General features: G+C 38.8%; 20 protein-coding genes. 8 read left to right on the top strand and 12 right to left on the bottom strand.

The features are described from left to right. Nucleotides 1-101: 101 nt before the first annotated feature. From cydB to MTBBW1_RS14625, 3 genes are all read right to left on the bottom strand, one after another. Nucleotides 102-1,118, bottom strand: a complete 1,017-nt coding sequence (cydB, locus tag MTBBW1_RS14635; RefSeq protein ID WP_080804508.1) for a cytochrome d ubiquinol oxidase subunit II — start codon at nt 1,116-1,118, stop codon at nt 102-104. A 161-nt stretch (nt 1,119-1,279) separates the two neighbouring features. Further along, nucleotides 1,280-2,584 (bottom strand): cytochrome ubiquinol oxidase subunit I, encoded by a 1,305-nt coding sequence (locus MTBBW1_RS14630; RefSeq protein ID WP_080804507.1) that lies wholly within the window; start codon nt 2,582-2,584, stop codon nt 1,280-1,282. A gap of 54 nt (nt 2,585-2,638) precedes the next feature. Further along, complete coding sequence (locus MTBBW1_RS14625; RefSeq protein WP_080804506.1) at nt 2,639-2,821, bottom strand: transcriptional regulator; 183 nt, start codon at nt 2,819-2,821, stop codon at nt 2,639-2,641. Between the two features lie 346 nt (nt 2,822-3,167). On the opposite strand from MTBBW1_RS14625, the gene MTBBW1_RS14620 reads away from it, so the two are divergent. The 3 genes from MTBBW1_RS14620 to MTBBW1_RS14610 all read left to right on the top strand — a co-directional run bounded on the left by MTBBW1_RS14620 (nt 3,168) and on the right by MTBBW1_RS14610 (nt 4,184). Beyond that, nucleotides 3,168-3,374, top strand: a complete 207-nt coding sequence (locus MTBBW1_RS14620; RefSeq protein WP_080804598.1) for a hypothetical protein — start codon at nt 3,168-3,170, stop codon at nt 3,372-3,374. Between the two features lie 134 nt (nt 3,375-3,508). Next, entirely contained in the window at nt 3,509-3,766 is a 258-nt protein-coding gene (locus tag MTBBW1_RS14615; protein ID WP_139786778.1) for a ferredoxin, read from the top strand. Further along, a complete protein-coding gene (locus tag MTBBW1_RS14610; RefSeq protein ID WP_080804504.1) occupies nt 3,738-4,184 on the top strand; it encodes a DVU0298 family protein in 447 nt (148 codons plus the stop codon). The genes MTBBW1_RS14615 and MTBBW1_RS14610 overlap by 29 nt, the downstream gene beginning before the upstream one ends. Before the next feature lie 103 nt (nt 4,185-4,287). Here the strand turns inward: MTBBW1_RS14610 and proC are convergent, their stop codons facing one another. Beyond that, entirely contained in the window at nt 4,288-5,121 is an 834-nt protein-coding gene (proC, locus tag MTBBW1_RS14605) for a pyrroline-5-carboxylate reductase (RefSeq protein ID WP_281255646.1), read from the bottom strand. Between the two features lie 236 nt (nt 5,122-5,357). On the opposite strand from proC, the gene MTBBW1_RS14600 reads away from it, so the two are divergent. The 5 genes from MTBBW1_RS14600 (at nt 5,358) to MTBBW1_RS14580 (ending at nt 8,370) form a co-directional block, all read left to right on the top strand. Further along, nucleotides 5,358-6,212 carry a TIGR02757 family protein gene (locus MTBBW1_RS14600; protein WP_080804502.1) on the top strand — a complete coding sequence of 285 codons (855 nt, stop codon included), beginning with the start codon at nt 5,358-5,360 and terminating at the stop codon, nt 6,210-6,212. Nucleotides 6,213-6,298: 86 nt separating this feature from the next. Next, nucleotides 6,299-7,126, top strand: coding sequence for a DNA/RNA nuclease SfsA (gene sfsA / locus MTBBW1_RS14595; protein WP_080804501.1), 828 nt, complete (start codon nt 6,299-6,301; stop codon nt 7,124-7,126). 103 nt (nt 7,127-7,229) lie between these two features. Then, on the top strand, nt 7,230-7,427 hold the full coding sequence (locus tag MTBBW1_RS14590) for a hypothetical protein (protein WP_080804500.1): 198 nt from the start codon (nt 7,230-7,232) through the stop codon (nt 7,425-7,427). Nucleotides 7,428-7,432: 5 nt separating this feature from the next. Next, entirely contained in the window at nt 7,433-7,861 is a 429-nt protein-coding gene (locus MTBBW1_RS14585; RefSeq protein ID WP_080804499.1) for an acyl-CoA thioesterase, read from the top strand. Then, nucleotides 7,858-8,370, top strand: a complete 513-nt coding sequence (locus MTBBW1_RS14580) for a dihydrofolate reductase family protein (RefSeq protein WP_245809398.1) — start codon at nt 7,858-7,860, stop codon at nt 8,368-8,370. Before MTBBW1_RS14585 ends, MTBBW1_RS14580 begins: the two co-directional genes overlap by 4 nt. 470 nt (nt 8,371-8,840) lie before the next feature. On the opposite strand, the gene MTBBW1_RS14575 is transcribed toward MTBBW1_RS14580, so the two are convergent. From MTBBW1_RS14575 to MTBBW1_RS14545, 8 genes are all read right to left on the bottom strand, one after another. Further along, nucleotides 8,841-9,257 (bottom strand): type II toxin-antitoxin system VapC family toxin, encoded by a 417-nt coding sequence (locus MTBBW1_RS14575; protein WP_080804498.1) that lies wholly within the window; start codon nt 9,255-9,257, stop codon nt 8,841-8,843. Between the two features lie 2 nt (nt 9,258-9,259). Continuing rightward, entirely contained in the window at nt 9,260-9,511 is a 252-nt protein-coding gene (locus tag MTBBW1_RS14570; protein ID WP_080804497.1) for a hypothetical protein, read from the bottom strand. Nucleotides 9,512-9,634: 123 nt separating this feature from the next. Further along, nucleotides 9,635-9,793, bottom strand: a complete 159-nt coding sequence (locus MTBBW1_RS28415) for a hypothetical protein (protein WP_186441324.1) — start codon at nt 9,791-9,793, stop codon at nt 9,635-9,637. Nucleotides 9,794-10,355: 562 nt separating this feature from the next. Continuing rightward, nucleotides 10,356-10,835, bottom strand: coding sequence for a nucleotide exchange factor GrpE (gene grpE, locus MTBBW1_RS14565; RefSeq protein WP_186441322.1), 480 nt, complete (start codon nt 10,833-10,835; stop codon nt 10,356-10,358). Nucleotides 10,836-10,938: 103 nt separating this feature from the next. Continuing rightward, nucleotides 10,939-11,241: a hypothetical protein gene (locus MTBBW1_RS14560; RefSeq protein WP_080804495.1), complete on the bottom strand. Its 303-nt coding sequence runs from the start codon at nt 11,239-11,241 to the stop codon at nt 10,939-10,941. A gap of 2 nt (nt 11,242-11,243) precedes the next feature. After that, complete coding sequence (locus MTBBW1_RS14555; RefSeq protein WP_080804494.1) at nt 11,244-13,385, bottom strand: hypothetical protein; 2,142 nt, start codon at nt 13,383-13,385, stop codon at nt 11,244-11,246. Nucleotides 13,386-13,391: 6 nt separating this feature from the next. Beyond that, a complete protein-coding gene (locus MTBBW1_RS14550; protein WP_080804493.1) occupies nt 13,392-15,647 on the bottom strand; it encodes a hypothetical protein in 2,256 nt (751 codons plus the stop codon). An 8-nt stretch (nt 15,648-15,655) separates the two neighbouring features. Continuing rightward, a complete protein-coding gene (locus tag MTBBW1_RS14545) occupies nt 15,656-18,100 on the bottom strand; it encodes an Hsp70 family protein (protein WP_080804492.1) in 2,445 nt (814 codons plus the stop codon). Nucleotides 18,101-18,264: the final 164 nt, after the last annotated feature.

Here is an 18,264-nt window from a genome sequence, read left to right as displayed (position 1 = left end):
CTGACAAAAACTATTCTGTCAATATTCATTATTCCACTCCTTTTCACAAAAAAAGCAATTACTTCAAAAAGGTACATTCATATCATTTACAGGTAACTTTATCAATACTCCATCTCATCTTCTGTCAATCTACCTTTAAACAGGCGGTATGTCCACATCTGATATCCAATAACAATAGGAATAAATACAACAACAACCACAAGCATTATCTTCAAAGTCATTGGGCTTGATGATGCATTAAAAGCTGTCAGACTGTACTGGGCATCTATAAGTGAAGGGAAAAGCCTTGGGAAAAGACCTGTTACTCCAAAAAAGGTGCAGCTTACAATTGTCAATGCCGATGCAACCCATGCTTTAAAAAAAGATCTTTTTACAAGATAGAATTTTACTGTAAAGAGGGATGCCACAGAACATACTATGATCATGAAGAAAAAAGGATTGGCAAGATAATTGGCATAAAGATCAGTTGCAAACCATGTTGCAACAAGAAAAAGAACAGCAACAGGTACAAGTGCCATCCAGATTTTATCTGCGGTCACAAGAACACGTTCTTTAAGGTCACCGTCTGTCTTCATGGCAAGCCAGTTGGCACCATGCAGCATGAAAAGAAGAAGGAAAAGAACTCCTCCAAGAATTCCATATGGATTAAGAAGCATCAGTATGTTTCCATGATAAAGCCCCTGCCCATCAAATGGTATTCCTCTGAAAATATTGGCAAATGCCACTCCAAAAAGAAGTGCTGGAAAAAAGCTGCCAATAAAAATACAGAGATCCCATATCCTTTTCCATCCGGGGCTTTCAATCTGACCACGGAACTCAAATGCCACACCCCTTAGAATCAATGCAAAAAGAATAAGCATCAACGGGGTGTAAAGAGATGAAAACATTACAGCATAAACCTTTGGAAAAGCTGCAAAGGTTACTCCGCCTGCTGTGATCAGCCAAACCTCATTGCCATCCCAAAAAGGGCCTATGGAATTTATCATGCTTCTTTTGTCCTCTTCGGTTTTGCCAAGGAAGGGATAAAGTGTACCAACACCAAAATCAAAGCCGTCAGTCATGAAAAAGACCGCCCACAAAAGCCCCCAGATAAAAAACCATATTGTTTCAAGAATCATTTTTATACACTCCTGTAAATATTATTGTTTTCCATTTCATCATGGTTATTTGGAAAAATCCATCCTAAGTCTCCTTTCAAGCTTTGATTGCCGGGTAGAAAACTCATTGAACCTTTTAATTGCCTGAAAAAATTACCCGACAGTTAAAACTTGAAGAGGCACTAACTGATGGCAGGGCCTTTTCTGGCATGTTTGCCAATAAGATAGTAGGCAACACCTCCGAGAAGGGAATAGATAACCACAAAAGCCAGAAGGGATATCATAACCTGATATCCTGCAACCGGTGATACAGCATCGGATGTTCTCATCAGGCCATAGACAATCCAGGGTTGTCTTCCAACTTCAGCAAGAACCCAACCCATCTCTATTGCAAGATATGGAAGTGGGATTGAAAAAAGCATAATTTTGAGAAAAAGGGGTGATTCCATAAGTTTGTCACGACGGAACCAACCATAAATCATTAGGAAAATAAAAAAAGTTCCAAGTCCCACCATGGTTCTGAATGCAACAAAGGTAATAAAAACAGGAGGTCTTTCATCAACAGGAAAATCGTTTATTCCTCTGACGGTTGCATTAAAATCGTGGTATCCAAGGAAACTTAATAACCCGGGGATAGTTCCAAATTCCACAAGGTTTTTACCACTTTTTTCATCAGGAATGGCAAAGGTAATAATGGGTGCATTTGCCTGGGTCTCCCAGTGTGCTTCCATTGCAGCAAGCTTTGCAGGTTGAACCTCTGCTACATGGGTTCCGTGAAGGTCACCAGTGAACCCAGTCAGAAGGGAGGATACAAGACCAAACACAAGGGCAATCCTGAAAGATTTTTGAAAAAATTCAACATGCTGTTTTCTGAGAAGATGCCAGGCACTTATACCCATTACAAAAAAGGCAGAAAGAAGGCAGGCAGAAGGCAATACATGGAAAATCTCAAGAAGGCTGAATTTATTAAACAAAAGAGCAAAAAAGTCTGTCATTTCCGCTCTGCCGTTACGTATTGTATATCCAACAGGATGTTGCATAAAGCCATTGGCAGTCAAAATCCATACTGCAGAAAGGTTACCTGCAATGGCCACAAGCCACATAACAGCAGCATGAGCCTTTGGAGAGAGTTTTTTCCAGCCAAATACCCATATTCCTATAAATGTTGATTCCAGGAAAAATGCCACAGATGCTTCAATGGCAAGAAGAGAGCCAAATACATCACCAACATATTCTGAGTAACGGGACCAGTTGGTGCCAAACTGAAATTCCAGGGTAATACCTGTCACAACTCCAACAGCAAAATTTATAAGAAACATTTTGCCCCAGAATTTAGTCATTTGAAGATAAAGTTTATCACCTGTACGGACATATTGTGTCTCCATATAGGCAATGATAATTGAAAGACCAAGGGTTAACGGTACAAAAAGAAAATGAAACATGGTAGCAGCAGCAAATTGCAACCGGGAAAGAAAGACAGGATCCATCATAATCCTCCATAAAAAATTAATAATTCAAAGATCAAAATCCATATCAAAAAGTTACTTTCCAACTTCAGGCAGTGAATAATAACATCTTTTTGGAGAAATTACCTCACCACTTTTTTTAAATTTTGCAATAATTTTTGAAACATCCTTGCTGTCAACTCCAATCTGTTCTGCAATTTCACCCGGACGAACCGGTTTACCTGCTTTTTTCAATGCTTCAAGTACTTTTTTTTCCATGTAAAACTCCTTTTAATAAATTTAATCCTTATAGATAACTCTGGGCAAGCTTCATTTCCCAGTTTACACTTTCCGGATAGAAACTCTGAGTTGCGGGAATCTCTCACAAAAAGTGTAAAGTACTTTTGGGGTCAAATGAAGGATGCCTAACTCTGCACCTAAAAATTATCATGACAATAAAAGCAATTGCTGTGCCACAGCAACATAGATGTTTCTATAATTACAATGCAACAATCATTTTTCACTAAAAAATTATTTTTCGCTATTGGTATGTTTGCTGCATGAAGTTTTTTTCATAATAAAAAGATTCAGGAACGATCCAAACAAAAACGGAGAGCTTCTTTCCATGCTTAAAAAAGAGTGTGACCGAAACATCCAAAAGACCCTTGAACTTGCCGACGATATGATACAGCTTGCTTACAAAGGTAATGACGAACGGCTTGACTCCAGTTGTGGGGTGCTTTACGGCACCCTGCTGGATGCCGGTTTCAAACTCAGGCAACTGGCAACCCTGGAGAAGGAGGCACATATCAAAAAGGGCTGGTGGAAATGAACTTGGGAGTTGATTTTTAATAACTTGTCCATTCATCTCACCTCCAGCCACCTCTTACCGACTTCCAAGTGGGAGCTTGGGGAAGTTAAATAAACCCCAAAAAACAGAATATATCTCCTTGAAGGATGTATGAAATGATTAAACATGGAAAACCTGTAATTGATCTCAGTGAATGTGTTCTCTGCGACATATGCGTTGAACTGTGCCCTGATGTTTTTATTAAAAACAGCTCAGACTACATTGAAGTATCCGAAAATGTTGAACAGCTTCTTTATGATGACCATGGAAACCTGATTAACCCCTCACTTCTTGAAGACATTAAGGATGCCATAAAAACTTGCAGAGGAGATTGTATATCATGGGATGAGAAAACTGAAACAAAAAGTGTATGATCTGCTGACAATGAAAGATGAAGAGATATCCCTTGAAAACATTGTGAATATCCCTGGAAGACAGGTTGTAAATCCACTTTTTTCATTTATACAGCACAGCAACGAATCTATAAAATGGCGTGCAGTAAAAGCCATGGGCAGAGTTGTAAACCGAATGGCTGATAATGACATAGAATCAGCGAGGATCATAATGAGGCGTCTTATGTGGAGCCTCAATGATGAATCAGGCGGCATAGGATGGGGCGCTCCTGAAGCCATGGGTGAAATAATGGCACAAAACAGCAGGCTTGCCCGTGAATACCGCCATATTCTCTTCTCCTACGTTGACAAAAACGGCAATTATCTTGAATATGCTCCCCTCAGAAATGGAGCGTTGTGGGCAATAGAACGCCTTTGTCAATCCGAAAAACAATTATAAATTGACAGGCGTAGCTTCTTAAAGTTTAAATTTTCGGGTGATTTTTCATACATTTCAAAGGCTTAATGAGTTCACCACTCGACAATTAAACCTTGCAAGAACACTATTTGCCATTTTTCTTTTCAAACTCTTCAATCATTGCCCTTCCAAGTTCCATGGAGCGGTTTGTTGCAGATTCCACAGCATTTATAATGGTAGTTCGCAAACCACCTGCTTCAAGGGTATGAATACCTGCAATGGCAGTTCCTCCAGGGGAGGTTACCCTGTCTTTTAGCTGTCCTGGGTGCTCCTTTGATTCCATAAGAAGTTTGGCAGCACCAAGAACGGTCTGGGTAGATAGAAGAAGTGCATTTTTCCGTGAAAGCCCCATTTTAACACCTGCATCTGCCATTGCATCAACAATCATGAATATATAAGCAGGCCCACTTCCGCTCAAACCGGTAAAGGCATCCATGAGTGTGTTTTCCCGTATGAAGACACTTATACCCACAGAGTCAAAAATAGCTTTTGCAAGCTCAACATCTCCCTCTTCCACATAATCACCTGCGGCAATTGCTGTTGCACTCTCTTTAACAAAGGCACATATGTTGGGCATAACTCTTATAAGACGAAGCTCCTTCTGAAGACCTGCGGCAATTGCTGCAAGGGGCACTCCGGCTGCTATGGATATTATCAATTTTGATCTATCAAGAGTATCTGATGTCTCCTTAAATACCTTGCCAAGAATCTGTGGTTTAACAGCATAGATAATAATATCAGAAAGTTGCACAACTTCAATGTTGCTGGTTGTTGTTCTGATCCCATATTTTTCATGAATTTCATCAAGTGTTTCCTGGTTAATATCAGAACAGATGATATTTTCAGGTGATGCGGCATTGGACATTACAAGGCCGCTTATCAGAGCCTCTCCCATGTTGCCGCTTCCAACAAAACCTATTTTTTTTCCTTAAGCATAATAAAATGATCCTTTGCTATTTATCCAAACACCAATTTTAAGCAAAAACGACTGACGGGCATATTAGTTTTTCACTCTATTTCAAGTCAAGACAATTTATGTTATTCTTGAAATATTAGTACCTGATTACAATGACGGCGACCCTTTGTATTACCCATTTACTGTAGTTTTTTTAATTCAACAGCTTCATATAATTAAGGATTTTCCCTAACAGACCCATGAATACCAATGTCAACAATATTACTCCAAAAAACCAGGAACAGCTAAGAAATATACTTGAAACAATACATGCATCTTATCACAAAAAAGAACTTGTCTCCCCTGACCCGCTACAGTTCCTTTACGATTACCCCGAAAAAGATGGCCAAAGAGAAATTGCAGCAATTATTGCAGCAATGCTTGCTTATGGAAGGGTAGAACAGATTATCAAGGCTGTCAGCACAGTATTGTCAATAATGAATAATGCCCCATATGATTATCTTCAAAACAGGGTGACGGCAGATATTGCCAAGAATTTCTCTGACTTCAGGTACAGATTTACAAATGGTAATCATATTGCAAATTTCCTTAATGCAATCAAGGCAAATCTGTCTCAATACGGATCACTTCAAACAACTTTTATGTCTGGCCTTAAAAGTGAAGACATTAAAAACAAAAATATCATCCCGGCAATGTGTTCCTTTGTCCAAAAGCTTTCATCAAAAGGTGAGACAGCTCATCTGACTCCTGATCCGGCAAAGGGAAGCGCCTGCAAGCGCCTTAATCTTTTTCTTCGATGGATGGTAAGAAAAGATGAAGTGGATCCAGGCGGATGGGATGAAATCCCACCGGATATGCTTATTATCCCTCTTGATACACATATGCATCATGCTGGAAAACTGCTTGGTTTCACCAAAAGAAAACAGGCCAATATGAAGACAGCTCTTGAGATAACAGAAGGATTCAGAAAAATTTGCCCTGAAGATCCTGTTAAATATGACTTTTCCCTGACTCGTTTTGGAATTCACCCTGATATGAACGTCAAAACCCTTGAAGCCACAGTATCTGCCCTTTATCAAAATCCTGTTTTTTAGTGATCCTGTAAAATTTTGCAATCTTGATTGACCTTAACCCTGCTCCGGACATTTGAATAATCAGAATCACACAAGGAAAAATCTAAATGCCTTTTCTGCCCGATGATAACTACAAAGGATATAAGCTGCCTCCCCTGATAACCGGTACACTTATAAAGCGATACAAACGGTTTCTTGCTGATATCAGGCTTAATGACGGTTCCATTGTCACTGCCCATTGCCCCAACTCTGGCTCAATGAGGGAGTGTTGTGAGCCAGGAAGAAAAGCCTGGCTTTCCATCAGTGATAATCCAAAAAGAAAGCTCAAATATACATGGGAGCTTCTTGAAATGCCGGAAAGTCTTGTTGGAATAAATACCATTGTGCCCAACAAAATTGTAAAGGATTCCATTGCACATGGCCTTGTACCTGAACTTTCCGGCTACACTGCATTTAAACCTGAAATAAAAACCAGCGAACATACCCGCCTTGATATTTTACTGACAAATATGGACAGTGATAATAATTTCCTGAAAAACAAAGAAAAGCACAACAATGGCAATGTAAATATTTATTTGCAACCAGACTGCTATGTGGAAGTAAAAAATTGCACTCTTGTGCAAAATAGGATAGCCCGTTTTCCAGATGCTGTCACCACAAGGGGACAAAAGCATCTCCTTGAGCTGAAAAGACTTGTTGAAGAGGGGAATCGGGGTGTAATATTTTTTCTTGTACAACGTATGGATGCGGATTATTTTATGCCGGCAGCAGATATTGATCCTGAATATGCAAAAATCCTGTTTGATGTTCACAAAAGCGGTGTTGAAATTATTATCAGAAGTGCAATGGTGACACCAGAGCTTATATCAATTGGTGAACCTGTTCCTCTGATATCCCGTTCACTTGAAGAGTCTCTGAAGCTGCTAAGCAAATAGATCCAATTCATTTCCTGGAAATTCAAGGTAAACGGACAGGATTACGTATCAATCACCACCAAGTATAAAAATAATAGTCATTTTCACGATAAAGGAAAAAACCATGAAAGACAATGTAGCAGTATTTACACCATACCCATTTAAAATTGGCCAAAAAATTTATATTAAGGGCTCCAAAAGAAATGGTGACTGGGAGGTTATTGATGTAACTGAAAACAAAATGACAATCAAATGCCCCATATCAGGTACAGAGCTTAAATGTGACAGATTTTGCTGTCTTGTTGAAGAGAATAAGGAGTAAGATTTTTGGCCAGAGAAAATTTTAGTTTCTGTCATCCGTTTAGAATTCGATATTCAGAAGTCGATGCCCAGAAAGTGGTATTCAATGCCCATTATCTTACCTATTTCGATACTGCAATTACAGAGTATTTTCGATGGTTGCCATTTGATTATATGGGCAATATTGATAAAACAGGAAATGATTTTCATACAGTCCGCACACTTGTGGAGTACAAGGCACCTCTTTTTTTTGACGAAAATATAGATGTTTATGTCAGGATATCAAAAATCGGGCGCTCAAGCCTGACATTCTACATTGAAATTTACGCTGATGAAGAGATGATACCCCGTACAACCGGTGAGGTTGTCTGGGTCTATACAAATCAACAGACGGGAAAATCATCTCCTCTTGATGAAGAGCTTCTGGAAATTTTACAAAAAAAAGGTATGCAATGAAAAGAAAAATCAAAGTAATCCTGGTAATGGCAATGACACTTGACGGCAAAATTGCAAGGCACTCACTTGAGGAAGTTGACTGGACAGGCAGTGCAGACAAAAAAGTATTTGTTGATATTACAAAAAAGGCAGGGGTTATCATAATGGGTTCAAAGACCTTTGACACCATAGGTAAGGTTTTGCCACGGAGAAGAAATATAGTGATGACCTCAAACACCTCCAGGGTCAGCAATGATGAGAATCTTGTTTTTTCAAACAGGACACCGGAAGAAATTTTAAATGAACTTGAAAATGAAGGTTTTGACTCAGCAGCTCTGATAGGCGGGTCAACAATAAATGGACTTTTTGCCGGAAAAAAACTTATTGATGAAATCTACGTAACGGTTGTTCCTAAAATTTTCGGAGAAGGTTTATCTCTATTTTCAGGGGCATTAGATATGGAACTTGAATTGATGGATATACAGAAAATTGATTCACAAGCGATTTTAATGAGATACAAGGTAAATTAATGAGGCACAAGGAGAGCGTTTCATCAAGTAAATGTCAAGAGCCTTGTCAATAAAGGATGTTCCATAGAATTTTGACAAAAAAATCTGCCATATAACGGCCATGGCAGATCTATCTGCCACAATGAAGCATGAAAGTCCTATAGATCCTTAAAAGACGGGGACTTTCTTATACCCAAAATGGCGGCTCACCGCCACAATCGAAGTGTTTAAAGTCTTTATGAAAACAGCCATTTGCGGGGACTTTCATATAACGTACATGGCTGATGACCGCCACAATCGAAACAATGAAAGTCGTTTTAAAAACAGGCTGTTACCGAGACTTTCATATAAAAAGATAGAGAGTCACTGTCGGAAAGTTCCCCATCTTCGGAAGAATCCCGGCTTCTTTTTATACTCATTACCTTTGGGCGAGTACCTCGACAGGTTATTACACAACTAACAAATGCAATGATTAGCCACAATATATAAGATTATTTTGTGATGTTTCTTGTCTTCAATACTTCAAAATCTACCATTTCAATATATTGACGTGCTGCTTTTATTAATTGGCTGTCATTTGTCCAGAATTCATGACAATTTGTTTCAATTGCTGCGGAAATATGAAGTGCATCTGGTGTTTTAATATTATTTTTTGATCTTAATAGTGTTGCTCTTTCAAAAACATCACGATCCAAATTAATAATTTCACACGCGACAAAAAAACGATCAAATTGTTTTAAAAGATTTTGATTGTTATTACGAATAGCTAATAAACGAGTCTCCAAACGTGCTAACTCGCTGCTGTATATCTTATGATGTATACAGTTTTTTTTTAGTAATTGACGCTGCGTAGCATCACCTTCAATCAAGCCTATAATCATACAGCTATCCAAATATATTTTCGACATTTCTAATCATCCCAACTTGAACGTTCTTGTTGTATATAAGTTTTTATCTCGTCTTTAGTTAAACAGCCTCCTGTTGGATTGTCAGGAAGATTGTTAAGAAAATCAGCCATCATGGTTTTCTTATCAGATTGAACTTCTGTTACTTCATAAATAATAGCTATTTTTGCTCTCCCCACGGGTATAGTATCTGGAAGTTTAATATTTAGCTGATGAGTAACTGGAATTTCTGTCTCTATTTCATAATATGCCTGCATAATTATTTCTCCTTTGATACTTTTGAATTGTGCAAGATAGCTTTGATCCGATAACTTCTATTCACTATTAACCAAATTAACCACAAAACATGTAATCAGATCAAAATTTTGCAGCTTATACTTTTACGTTACACTTTTATTTTCCTTTACCCTTTTGATTGCCATTCTGTCACCACCCTTTAACTTTGCAAGGATGTTTCTGTTTTCTGCACTTGCTCTTTTTCTAATGGAGCCGTCTTCATCAAGATGAACTTCAGAACCTGCAAGTTTCATCATTGTCATTCGATCTTCAATTCTGTCTTTAGGAATGAGTCTGAAATAACTTACCCAAACTCCCCCTCTCCAGTCATGGAGAGGGGGCTGGGGGGCATACGCATCAAGCTAAAAATATAAGGCTTTGTTTTTATTATAAATATAAAATCAACATATTAACAACAAAAATTATAAAAACCCGTCTGATAAGGCTTTGAAAACCTTAGCTTGATGCGTATGGGCTGGGGGGTGAGGTAAATAGGTGAAACAATATTTAGCGAGTCATAATCAAAAAAACTCAGCCTCTTAATCAGATAATCATAATTTATCTTTACAAAATCAATTCAAATATGTCGCTAAAATGGCAAGCTTCATTTCCCAGTTTACACTTTCCGGATAGAAAACTTTGAGTTGAGGGAATCTCTCACTAAAAGTCCGGGTAGAGGCACTGATTACTCAACGCCTCCCCCGCAGATCCGTACGTGCAGATTTCCCGCATACGGTTCCTCGATTCCAGCCCTTTTTACCAAGCTGGAAACCAAACAAGTTTCCCTGATCACAACCTCATATTACCGACAATGCATTGTCAGACTCAGTTGAGAACAGTTACAACCTCAGCCTTGCGAAGCACTGTGCCATCCTCAATGTTGATATATCCATTTTTAACAACAGAGAGAATTGTCTCATTATCAAGAGTGAGATCCTGGCGGGTTTCAACAATTTTGCATAATGACATCTCAGCCCTGTTGTCAGGGAATTCAATAGCAGCAATACCCGCTGACTTTACAAGGCGTTTAGTCTTTTTATGTATGGAACGAACATTACGACCAAGCATTTTTGCTGTCTTATCCAGCTCATCCTTTTTGGATTCAAGGGTAGCATCAATGTTCTCAAAAGCATCCAGAATTTCAAAGAGATTCATGTAGTAACTCTGTTCACGCTGCCTGAACTCATCCTGACACCTGGCAAGTTCATGTTTCTGGTCTGCTATTTTTCGTTGAAATGAAATAAATTTTTCTCTGAGATACTCTTTTTGTTCCAACATGTTGTTCTGGGGGGCAATGGGCTTCATGCTGTCCATGTAGTGTGTTTTTTTATTAGAAAGCCTCCATAAAATACTGATATATAAAGACTTTCATTTCTTCGATTTTGGCTGTGAGCCATCATGGCCTTAATCAGGAGTCAAACAGGTCAAGATATTCAAGAGAATTGTTATTCAAAGCATCTTCATCAGCTTTAGTAAGTAGCTCATAATCATCCATAATGCTTCCACAAATCTTTTTCTTTTTATCACCAAAGTCAATATGATACAAAAAAGATGCACATGCCCTGGAAACAGGATCAAGCAGTGTTTTCTGAGCCACAGCTATTTCAGCGGCACTGTATTTTTTCTCCCGCATGGCCCTGGAAACAGCAAGGATAATGTCTTTCTGGGTAACTGACCTGTCAACATCCAATATTACAAACGGATTTTTCATTTTCACTTCCTCATCCACTTTTCAAGACAATTTTCCATATACATTGTTACATCATGGAGAGGGTCGATGTTTTCTACCCACTCATACATCTCCTGCATCAGAACCAAAGCAAACTCAGGATCTTCCAGATAATGCTCCTCGCAGATTTCAGCATGTCTTTTCATTGACTCAAAATACATATTGTGAACCTCTTCATGTTCAGACTCCATTACAATCCTGCTGGCTTTGGCAAATTTGCGTCTGGACATTGCTGCCATCATCATTTCAACTTCTTCTTTTATTAAAATGGTGGAAGATACTTCAATGGCATATTCATTTTCAGGATCCAGAGAGAGTGCTTCCCGTGCAACGCGCTTTAATACACGTTCATGCAACTCTCCATTGTTTGAGCGGCCTATGGCTGACTGTATCATGACCAACGAATAAATTTTTCGTATCTCTTCGGATGAACTGCGCTCATGAAGCACGGCAATGAGCTGTTCATACCTTTTCAAAATTTCTAACTCCTGATATTCATGGAGAAAGCCAATCAGCTCCTTTTCAAGGGCAGGCTCAGTTTCAAAAAGCAGGTGAGTTTCATCAAAATAACGAATAAAATCCTTTTTACCCTTCTCAATTGCCCATCTTCCGTATTCATAATTGACGCGTTGCTTTGTGTAAATTGAGAACTCATCATCAAAACTCTTATCAGGAAGAGCATCAATAATAGCAATTGCCTTTTCAAGTTCACCTGTTTTCATGCAATACATGGCTTCCCAGGCTGTGGAGTAGTATGCGCCAGTTTCAAGATAGTGCCCGTTATCATTAAAAAAATCTCTGTTTGATACTATAAATTCCCTTATCTCGTCAGAAAATCCGGAAGATGCTGCATCTCCTGGAACAGCAACCAGTTCTGAACGTGAACTATCCACTACTCCGGCATATTTGCAAAGTTCAAAAAGTTGATTAACAATTTTTTTATCAAGCTGAAATCGTCTTGAGGCAGATGCTGCAGCAGGTGTTCTGCTGCTGGAAGCAACAAGTGCTTCACCCATTTTAACGAGCTTTTTCTGAACTTTTTCCCGCTCAGAAAATTCAAGTGAAAATATTGAAGATGTATTGATGGAGTAGATTACTTTCAGCCAGCAGGAAACCAGTGTATCAAGAAAAGATGGATCTTTTTCACACTGGTGAAAAGCTGCCCTGGCTTTAATGGATAATAATTCCGAAGCAGTTATGTCCGGCATCTGTCCAATAATATCCAATACCTTTGCATAATCCTCATTTTTCCAGCCAGCTTCAATAAGCTCATAATTAAGACATTTTATAATTTTTTCAATCGTGACATTAAGAGAATTTTTTTCATCTTCAGGGGAAAAGGCAAGCAGACTTCTCGCCTGTTCAGAATATCGGTTAAGCTCATCAGGAAGCGGTTCTGATGTTTCATCAAACAGAGAAGAGCTATTAACAGATTTCAGGAAATCATGGACAGCCAGCGCAAAAACATCTTTTATCTGCTGCTGAAAAGCTTCGTTTTTTATGGGAAGGTCACTCCATGCCTTAAGTGCGCCATGAAAATCAGAAGTTTTTGCAAGTGCAAATCCATGCGAATATATAAAACGATGATGTTCCTCTCCTTGAAACTTATCATCACGTTTAATTACAGAGCTAAATCTTTTCACTGCCTCCTCAAAGCTACCTGCTTTCACAAGACAGAATGCACTTTTCAGAAGAAGTTTGCTGTCATCCATTTTTTCCCCTGCAACAGCATACAAGGATGCAGCTTCAGCAAAACGACCTTCTGATTCTGCTGTAGAGGCATCTGAATCAGCGCATTCGGCAGCGTGTTCGTTTTCAAGGGAAGTAATTTTATCTATAAGCCATTGTTCCGGCTCACTCTGAAGAGATAATGCCTCTCTGAAATTAACCAGGGCACCTTCAGTATCTTTTTTTGCAAAAGCCCTGTTCCCTTTCTTGACAAGCTCCTTTGCCCTTGTGTTGTTGTTTTCCAACATGCAGATTTGTATTTTTTCCGCTATATCATCACGTTGCAGTTTTTTCTGTGCTGCTTCAAATTCCCGCTGGGCAAGCTGGAAATTTCCCCTGTCAAAAAACTTTTCAGCATTTGCAAGGATAGCTTCAACGCTTTTTTTCTTTTTTGCCATATTCTCCTACTCCAGACGAATCAGAATCTTTTCTCCGGGTGCCGGCAGATCTATTTGTTCTATACAATCTTGCTCCTTCAAACCCTTGGGGCAGTATTGATGCCTTATGGTGTCAAGGGTGTCTCCAGGTTTCACTTTATAGTGCCAAAACAGAGCAATCTTTCCTCCTGTTTTTTTACGATAAAACTGCTGGTTATAAAGAGTTTGTACAAGTTTTTTATCACAAAGATATCTGATTTTATTTATGCTGCTTATATTATAAATGGAAAGATTATCGTTATGAACAAGAAGTACCGGATACCAGCGGCCTGAACCATAAACCTTTTGTGCAATGTTCCAAAGCGTATCACTGTCATGGGCGTGATATATTTTAAAACAATCTTCGCTGGAACTCTCCTTTGACAAAGAGTATTCAGGAAGCTGTTTGACTGCTTTTTTAACACTGTCTCTTTTTTTCTGCTTAACAGCCTTTATATGTTTTATATTTTTATTCTGGTCATCTATCCGAGCATCTTCAATATTTTTTTTGTTTTGAGCTTCTTCTACAGGCTCTTCTTTTTCAGAATTTACCTCTATCTGTCTCTCTGTTTGGGGTTCTGCATCTATTTGACTCTCCTTTTCAGGTTCCACACCTGTTTGACTCTCCTTTTCAGGTTCCACACCTGTTTGACTCGCCTTTTCTGGTTTCGCACCTATTTGGCTCTCATTTTCAGGCTCTGCATCTATATCTCTCTCTTTCTCAGGCTCAATATCTACCAATCTGTCCTTTTCAAGCTCTGTATTCATCGACTCTGACTTTTCAGATTCAGGCTCTATGGCCTCTTTTTTAGGCTTTACATCTATTAATGCTTTTAATACTTCATCTTCTGATTCAATATTAACCTTGTCTGCCTTTTGTTGATGAACTTTAGCTGCATCTTCACTGGAAGTTTCCTGAAGCCTTCCCGAATATATTAGATCAGGCCTGTTGTGCAAAACAATGGATTCAAGTTCCTGAATCTTTTTTGTAACTCTGTTTTCAGATTCAAATATTACCTGTACAGTTTTAGAGAGCTGCTCGTTAACGGTTATAAATTCATTTCGTCCCAAAAAGAGGATAACAGCAGAGCAGGTCATGATAATCAGCAGGGGTAACAAAACAAAAAGCGCGACATGTTGCCAGAAAAGATAATTTCGAGAGCTTTTTTTAAATGCCTGGGGCAAAGAGTTCTCTTCATCATCATGGGCAACAAGCTCCCTTAATGCAGAACCTGAATCCATTTTATCAATACTCTCATAATACTCATCTTCATCTTTAGCATTTCTGCCCTTCTCAAACACCTCTTTTGTCTGCAAAACTTCATCTTCAAAGGAGTCAGCAAGTGACTTATCACCCAATTCAATGGGGTCGTCCGTATATTTTAATTTTTGTTGGTCAGAACGAGTATCACCCTCTTCATGGAATAATGCACCTTCAACTTCATCAGACAATCTATCTTCAGAGTCATCAGAAAAACCATCTTCAGAGTCATCAGAAAAATCATCTTCAAAGTCATTAGAAAAGCCACCTTCAGAGTCATCAGAAAAATCATCTTCAGATTCATTAGAAAAGCCACCTTCAGAGTCATTAGAAAAAATATCTTTAGTTTCATCGAAAAATTTATCTTCAGCGTCATCTGAAAACTGATCTTCAAATCCATCTGTTGCAGACTCTAACTCTTCATCAGATGAGATTTCACCTGAAAGATAACTCATTATTTCGTCACTAAGCTCTTCAGATAAATCATCCTCAATTTCATCAGATAATGATTCATCAAAATAATCAAAAGATTCATTATCCATTTCTTCTAATGATGACTCATCATTAGAATCAAAAGAGTCCCTATCCATTTTTTCTGATTGTGATTTTTCAGGAAAATCAAAAAAGTCTTTATCCGTTTCTTCTGACAGTGATTCATCATGAGAATCAAAAGAATCGTCATCCACTACATTGGATAACGACTCTTCATGTTTTTTATCAGAATCACTGTATAAAGGCTTATCAGAATCACTGTATAAAGACTTATCAGAATCACTGTATAAAGACTTAAATGCTTTACCACTTTGTGGTTCATGGGGAGGAGTCATTGAGGCGGCAGCTTCCCCGCCGTTCAGTCTGTTGTCCATGACATCGTAAAAGGAATCAAGCACCTTGAAACATGATAGATCAGAATCACACTGGGGGCAGGTATCCTGATCTGCATTAATATTCTCAAGGCCACATACAGGGCACTCTATTTCCAACGGCTTAACTATTTTGTAATCCCCTTGTAAATAGTTGTTTTCTGATAGTCATACTTTTCAATAATATTATGTGCCAGGGGCAATGTACTAATAATTTTGTCAAATCCTGCTTGTATTCTATCTTCGCTTGCTCCCTCGTCAAGGGAGAGAAGCCCCTGAATGGCGGATAGAAAAAGAGGTGCCTTTGCAGGTTCATGCTCCAAACATAGGCCACCCGCTTTTTTAATTGTCATAAGCGCAGTGACCATAGGCATCTTGTCAAGGGCATTATCAAGAGCATTATAGGCATCCACATTTTCTTTATAAGATCCCCGTTCCATCATCTCTTCAAGGTGTTTTGTACGCTTCTTCAACTTCACAATATCTCCAGGCGGCAGAATATTGCCAAAACTGCTTATAACATTTTCACAATAGTAGATCAAAGATTGACATGTGAGGCCATCTTGTGACAATTTTCGGGTATTATCAATTTTTTGAAATGCAAGATCATATACAGGCTCAATTACCCCACCTGTTTTTTCATCAATAACCTTGTTGATATCCTTGATAATTCCTATTGTACGACTTGTAACCTCAAGAGCAACATAATCATCTGCATCCGAGGTATTGGTTTCATTGATGAGATTTTCAAGCTCCACAAAAAGCTTTTCATCTGCCTTGCCTCGTGAAAGATTTTTAGAAATTTCAGCTTCAGGAATTTCCACAATTGATGCACCAACTTCAACAATGTTGTTTTCATCAATTTTCAGGCTAACCTCAATTGTCAAAGGTTTTTCAGGATCAACGCCTTCATCGCTCTTTACATCCTCTTCAGTTTCTTTTTTTTCACTGTCTCCATTTTCATCTCCATCTGAGGCATTGAGCTTCATATTTTCATTTTCATACTTTTTTCTGTACAGTGACTCCTGCATCTCATCGTCAATGCCAAGCCACAAATCCCCGATACTCTCTTCAATGTCATTGACAACATTCACAAACTTCATATGAACAAGGCGCTGTTCATGATGAACAAGGTTGAACATCTCTTTCTGTTCACATGGAAGAGGTGTATTTTTCTCTATCAAAAGATATTTTTCACCATTTTCAAGGACAATGTAATAGTCATGGGCAGCAGAATGTATAATATCGTAAACACTGTGTGATGCAACATGGGCATCAAGGTCAAACTGGCAACCAGGGCATGTTTTGTCTGACTGTAAAACTTCACGTCCGCACCCCGGACATTCATATGAATCAGAAAGGCGATGGCTTAAAATTGCTGCCCCTTCGGCTATGGCAAGCATGGGACGATCATGCAGAAGAACCTTCTCTTCACCAAAAAGCTCCTTAACAGCTTTTATCACACATGGAATTTTGGAGCTACCCCCTACAAGAAGAACATTGTCAATGAGATCAGGCGTAAAATGAATCTGTTCAAGAAGATTTTTTACAAGTTCCATTGCTCCTGCAACAATGGGGGAAATGATGGTTTCAAACTCATTCCGTGTCAATTCAACATCAATATCAATGAGATCTCCGTCACTGTCTTTTAGAATACCAAGCAGTTCAATGGCTGTCTCATCTTTTTCACTTAAAGCTATTTTAGCCTGCTCCACTGCATTTTTAAGCTCTGCGGAAAAACGATTTTTGTCTGATATTGACTGGCCATCAATAAATGCCTGGATATCATCTATATCATACTCTTCTGCTGTCTCATGAAGTACATGATCAATGATTTTTTGGTCAATATCCTCACCGCCCATCCACATGTTACCGCCCTTGCCCTGCTCAATGAATTGACCTCCACTTATTGTAAGAACCGAAAGATCAAAGGTTCCACCTCCAAAATCAAAAACAAGAACGGTCTTTGCATCATCGACTCCCACACTGTCAACGCCAAAGGATATGGCGGCAGCCGTGGGTTCAGGAAGCAGGCGCTGCACCTTCATTCCGGCAATGGCAGCAGCATTGCGGGTGGCGTGTTTCTGCTTGTCATTAAAATATGCAGGGACAGTTATAACAGCATATTCAATGGTGTCACCAAGAGCTTTTTCTGAATCTGTGTGAATCTTTTCCAGAATCTTTGCAGATATCTGTTCCGGAGTGTACTCATTTTTACCAAGAAGAATTGCAAGGCTGTTTTCAGTACCACGGGAATGTGTTGTTATGGTGTTCAGGTGTCGCCTGTCTGCAATAATTTTTTTGACATCTGGGTCATTGATGCTTCTGCCCATGAGTCGCTTAACAGCAGTAACGGTATTTGCAGGATCCTGTTTCATCCACTCCAGGGCATGGCGTCCCACAACAAAACTTTCCTTTGCTATATATTTCATTACACCCTTTTTGCTCTTAAGGGTGACACATGAAGGGGTTAAATCGTCACCTTCACTATTTTTTATAATTTCTGTATGCACTCTCTTTATGGCAGCCACGGAATTTGTGGTACCGAGGTCAATACCAATTGATTTCGACATCTGTTTTTCCTTATCTAAAAAATTGTAAAATAAAAAATATTCAAGGCATCTTTCACACTGATTTCAATCTTTCTGAAAAAAGCCCTGTTTTCCAGGGATTTACCACAAAAAAAGAGCAAACTATCTTTTGTGGGAGAATGAAAAATGCCAATTTCAAAAAACCA

The organism is Desulfamplus magnetovallimortis, assembly GCF_900170035.1.
Classification (GTDB): domain Bacteria; phylum Desulfobacterota; class Desulfobacteria; order Desulfobacterales; family Desulfobacteraceae; genus Desulfamplus; species Desulfamplus magnetovallimortis.
Note: the sequence above shows the minus strand (reverse complement) of the source record. Positions and strands in the feature narration are given on the sequence as shown.

What these genes read in the sequence shown, in the direction of transcription:
- MTBBW1_RS14560 (WP_080804495.1), bottom strand. Translation starts at nt 11,241, where the DNA reads ATGAAAAATCCGTTTGTAATATTGGATGTTGACAGGTCAGTTACCCAG.
- MTBBW1_RS14610 (WP_080804504.1), top strand. Translation starts at nt 3,738, where the DNA reads ATGAGAAAACTGAAACAAAAAGTGTATGATCTGCTGACAATGAAAGAT.
- grpE (WP_186441322.1), bottom strand. Translation starts at nt 10,835, where the DNA reads ATGAAGCCCATTGCCCCCCAGAACAACATGTTGGAACAAAAAGAGTAT.
- MTBBW1_RS28415 (WP_186441324.1), bottom strand. Translation starts at nt 9,793, where the DNA reads ATGACAATGATGAAACTTGCAGGTTCTGAAGTTCATCTTGATGAAGAC.
- MTBBW1_RS14615 (WP_139786778.1), top strand. Translation starts at nt 3,509, where the DNA reads ATGATTAAACATGGAAAACCTGTAATTGATCTCAGTGAATGTGTTCTC.
- MTBBW1_RS14600 (WP_080804502.1), top strand. Translation starts at nt 5,358, where the DNA reads ATGAATACCAATGTCAACAATATTACTCCAAAAAACCAGGAACAGCTA.
- sfsA (WP_080804501.1), top strand. Translation starts at nt 6,299, where the DNA reads ATGCCTTTTCTGCCCGATGATAACTACAAAGGATATAAGCTGCCTCCC.
- MTBBW1_RS14555 (WP_080804494.1), bottom strand. Translation starts at nt 13,385, where the DNA reads ATGGCAAAAAAGAAAAAAAGCGTTGAAGCTATCCTTGCAAATGCTGAA.
- MTBBW1_RS14625 (WP_080804506.1), bottom strand. Translation starts at nt 2,821, where the DNA reads ATGGAAAAAAAAGTACTTGAAGCATTGAAAAAAGCAGGTAAACCGGTT.
- MTBBW1_RS14580 (WP_245809398.1), top strand. Translation starts at nt 7,858, where the DNA reads ATGAAAAGAAAAATCAAAGTAATCCTGGTAATGGCAATGACACTTGAC.
- MTBBW1_RS14620 (WP_080804598.1), top strand. Translation starts at nt 3,168, where the DNA reads ATGCTTAAAAAAGAGTGTGACCGAAACATCCAAAAGACCCTTGAACTT.
- MTBBW1_RS14630 (WP_080804507.1), bottom strand. Translation starts at nt 2,584, where the DNA reads ATGGATCCTGTCTTTCTTTCCCGGTTGCAATTTGCTGCTGCTACCATG.
- MTBBW1_RS14575 (WP_080804498.1), bottom strand. Translation starts at nt 9,257, where the DNA reads ATGTCGAAAATATATTTGGATAGCTGTATGATTATAGGCTTGATTGAA.
- cydB (WP_080804508.1), bottom strand. Translation starts at nt 1,118, where the DNA reads ATGATTCTTGAAACAATATGGTTTTTTATCTGGGGGCTTTTGTGGGCG.
- MTBBW1_RS14590 (WP_080804500.1), top strand. Translation starts at nt 7,230, where the DNA reads ATGAAAGACAATGTAGCAGTATTTACACCATACCCATTTAAAATTGGC.
- MTBBW1_RS14545 (WP_080804492.1), bottom strand. Translation starts at nt 18,100, where the DNA reads ATGTCGAAATCAATTGGTATTGACCTCGGTACCACAAATTCCGTGGCT.
- MTBBW1_RS14570 (WP_080804497.1), bottom strand. Translation starts at nt 9,511, where the DNA reads ATGCAGGCATATTATGAAATAGAGACAGAAATTCCAGTTACTCATCAG.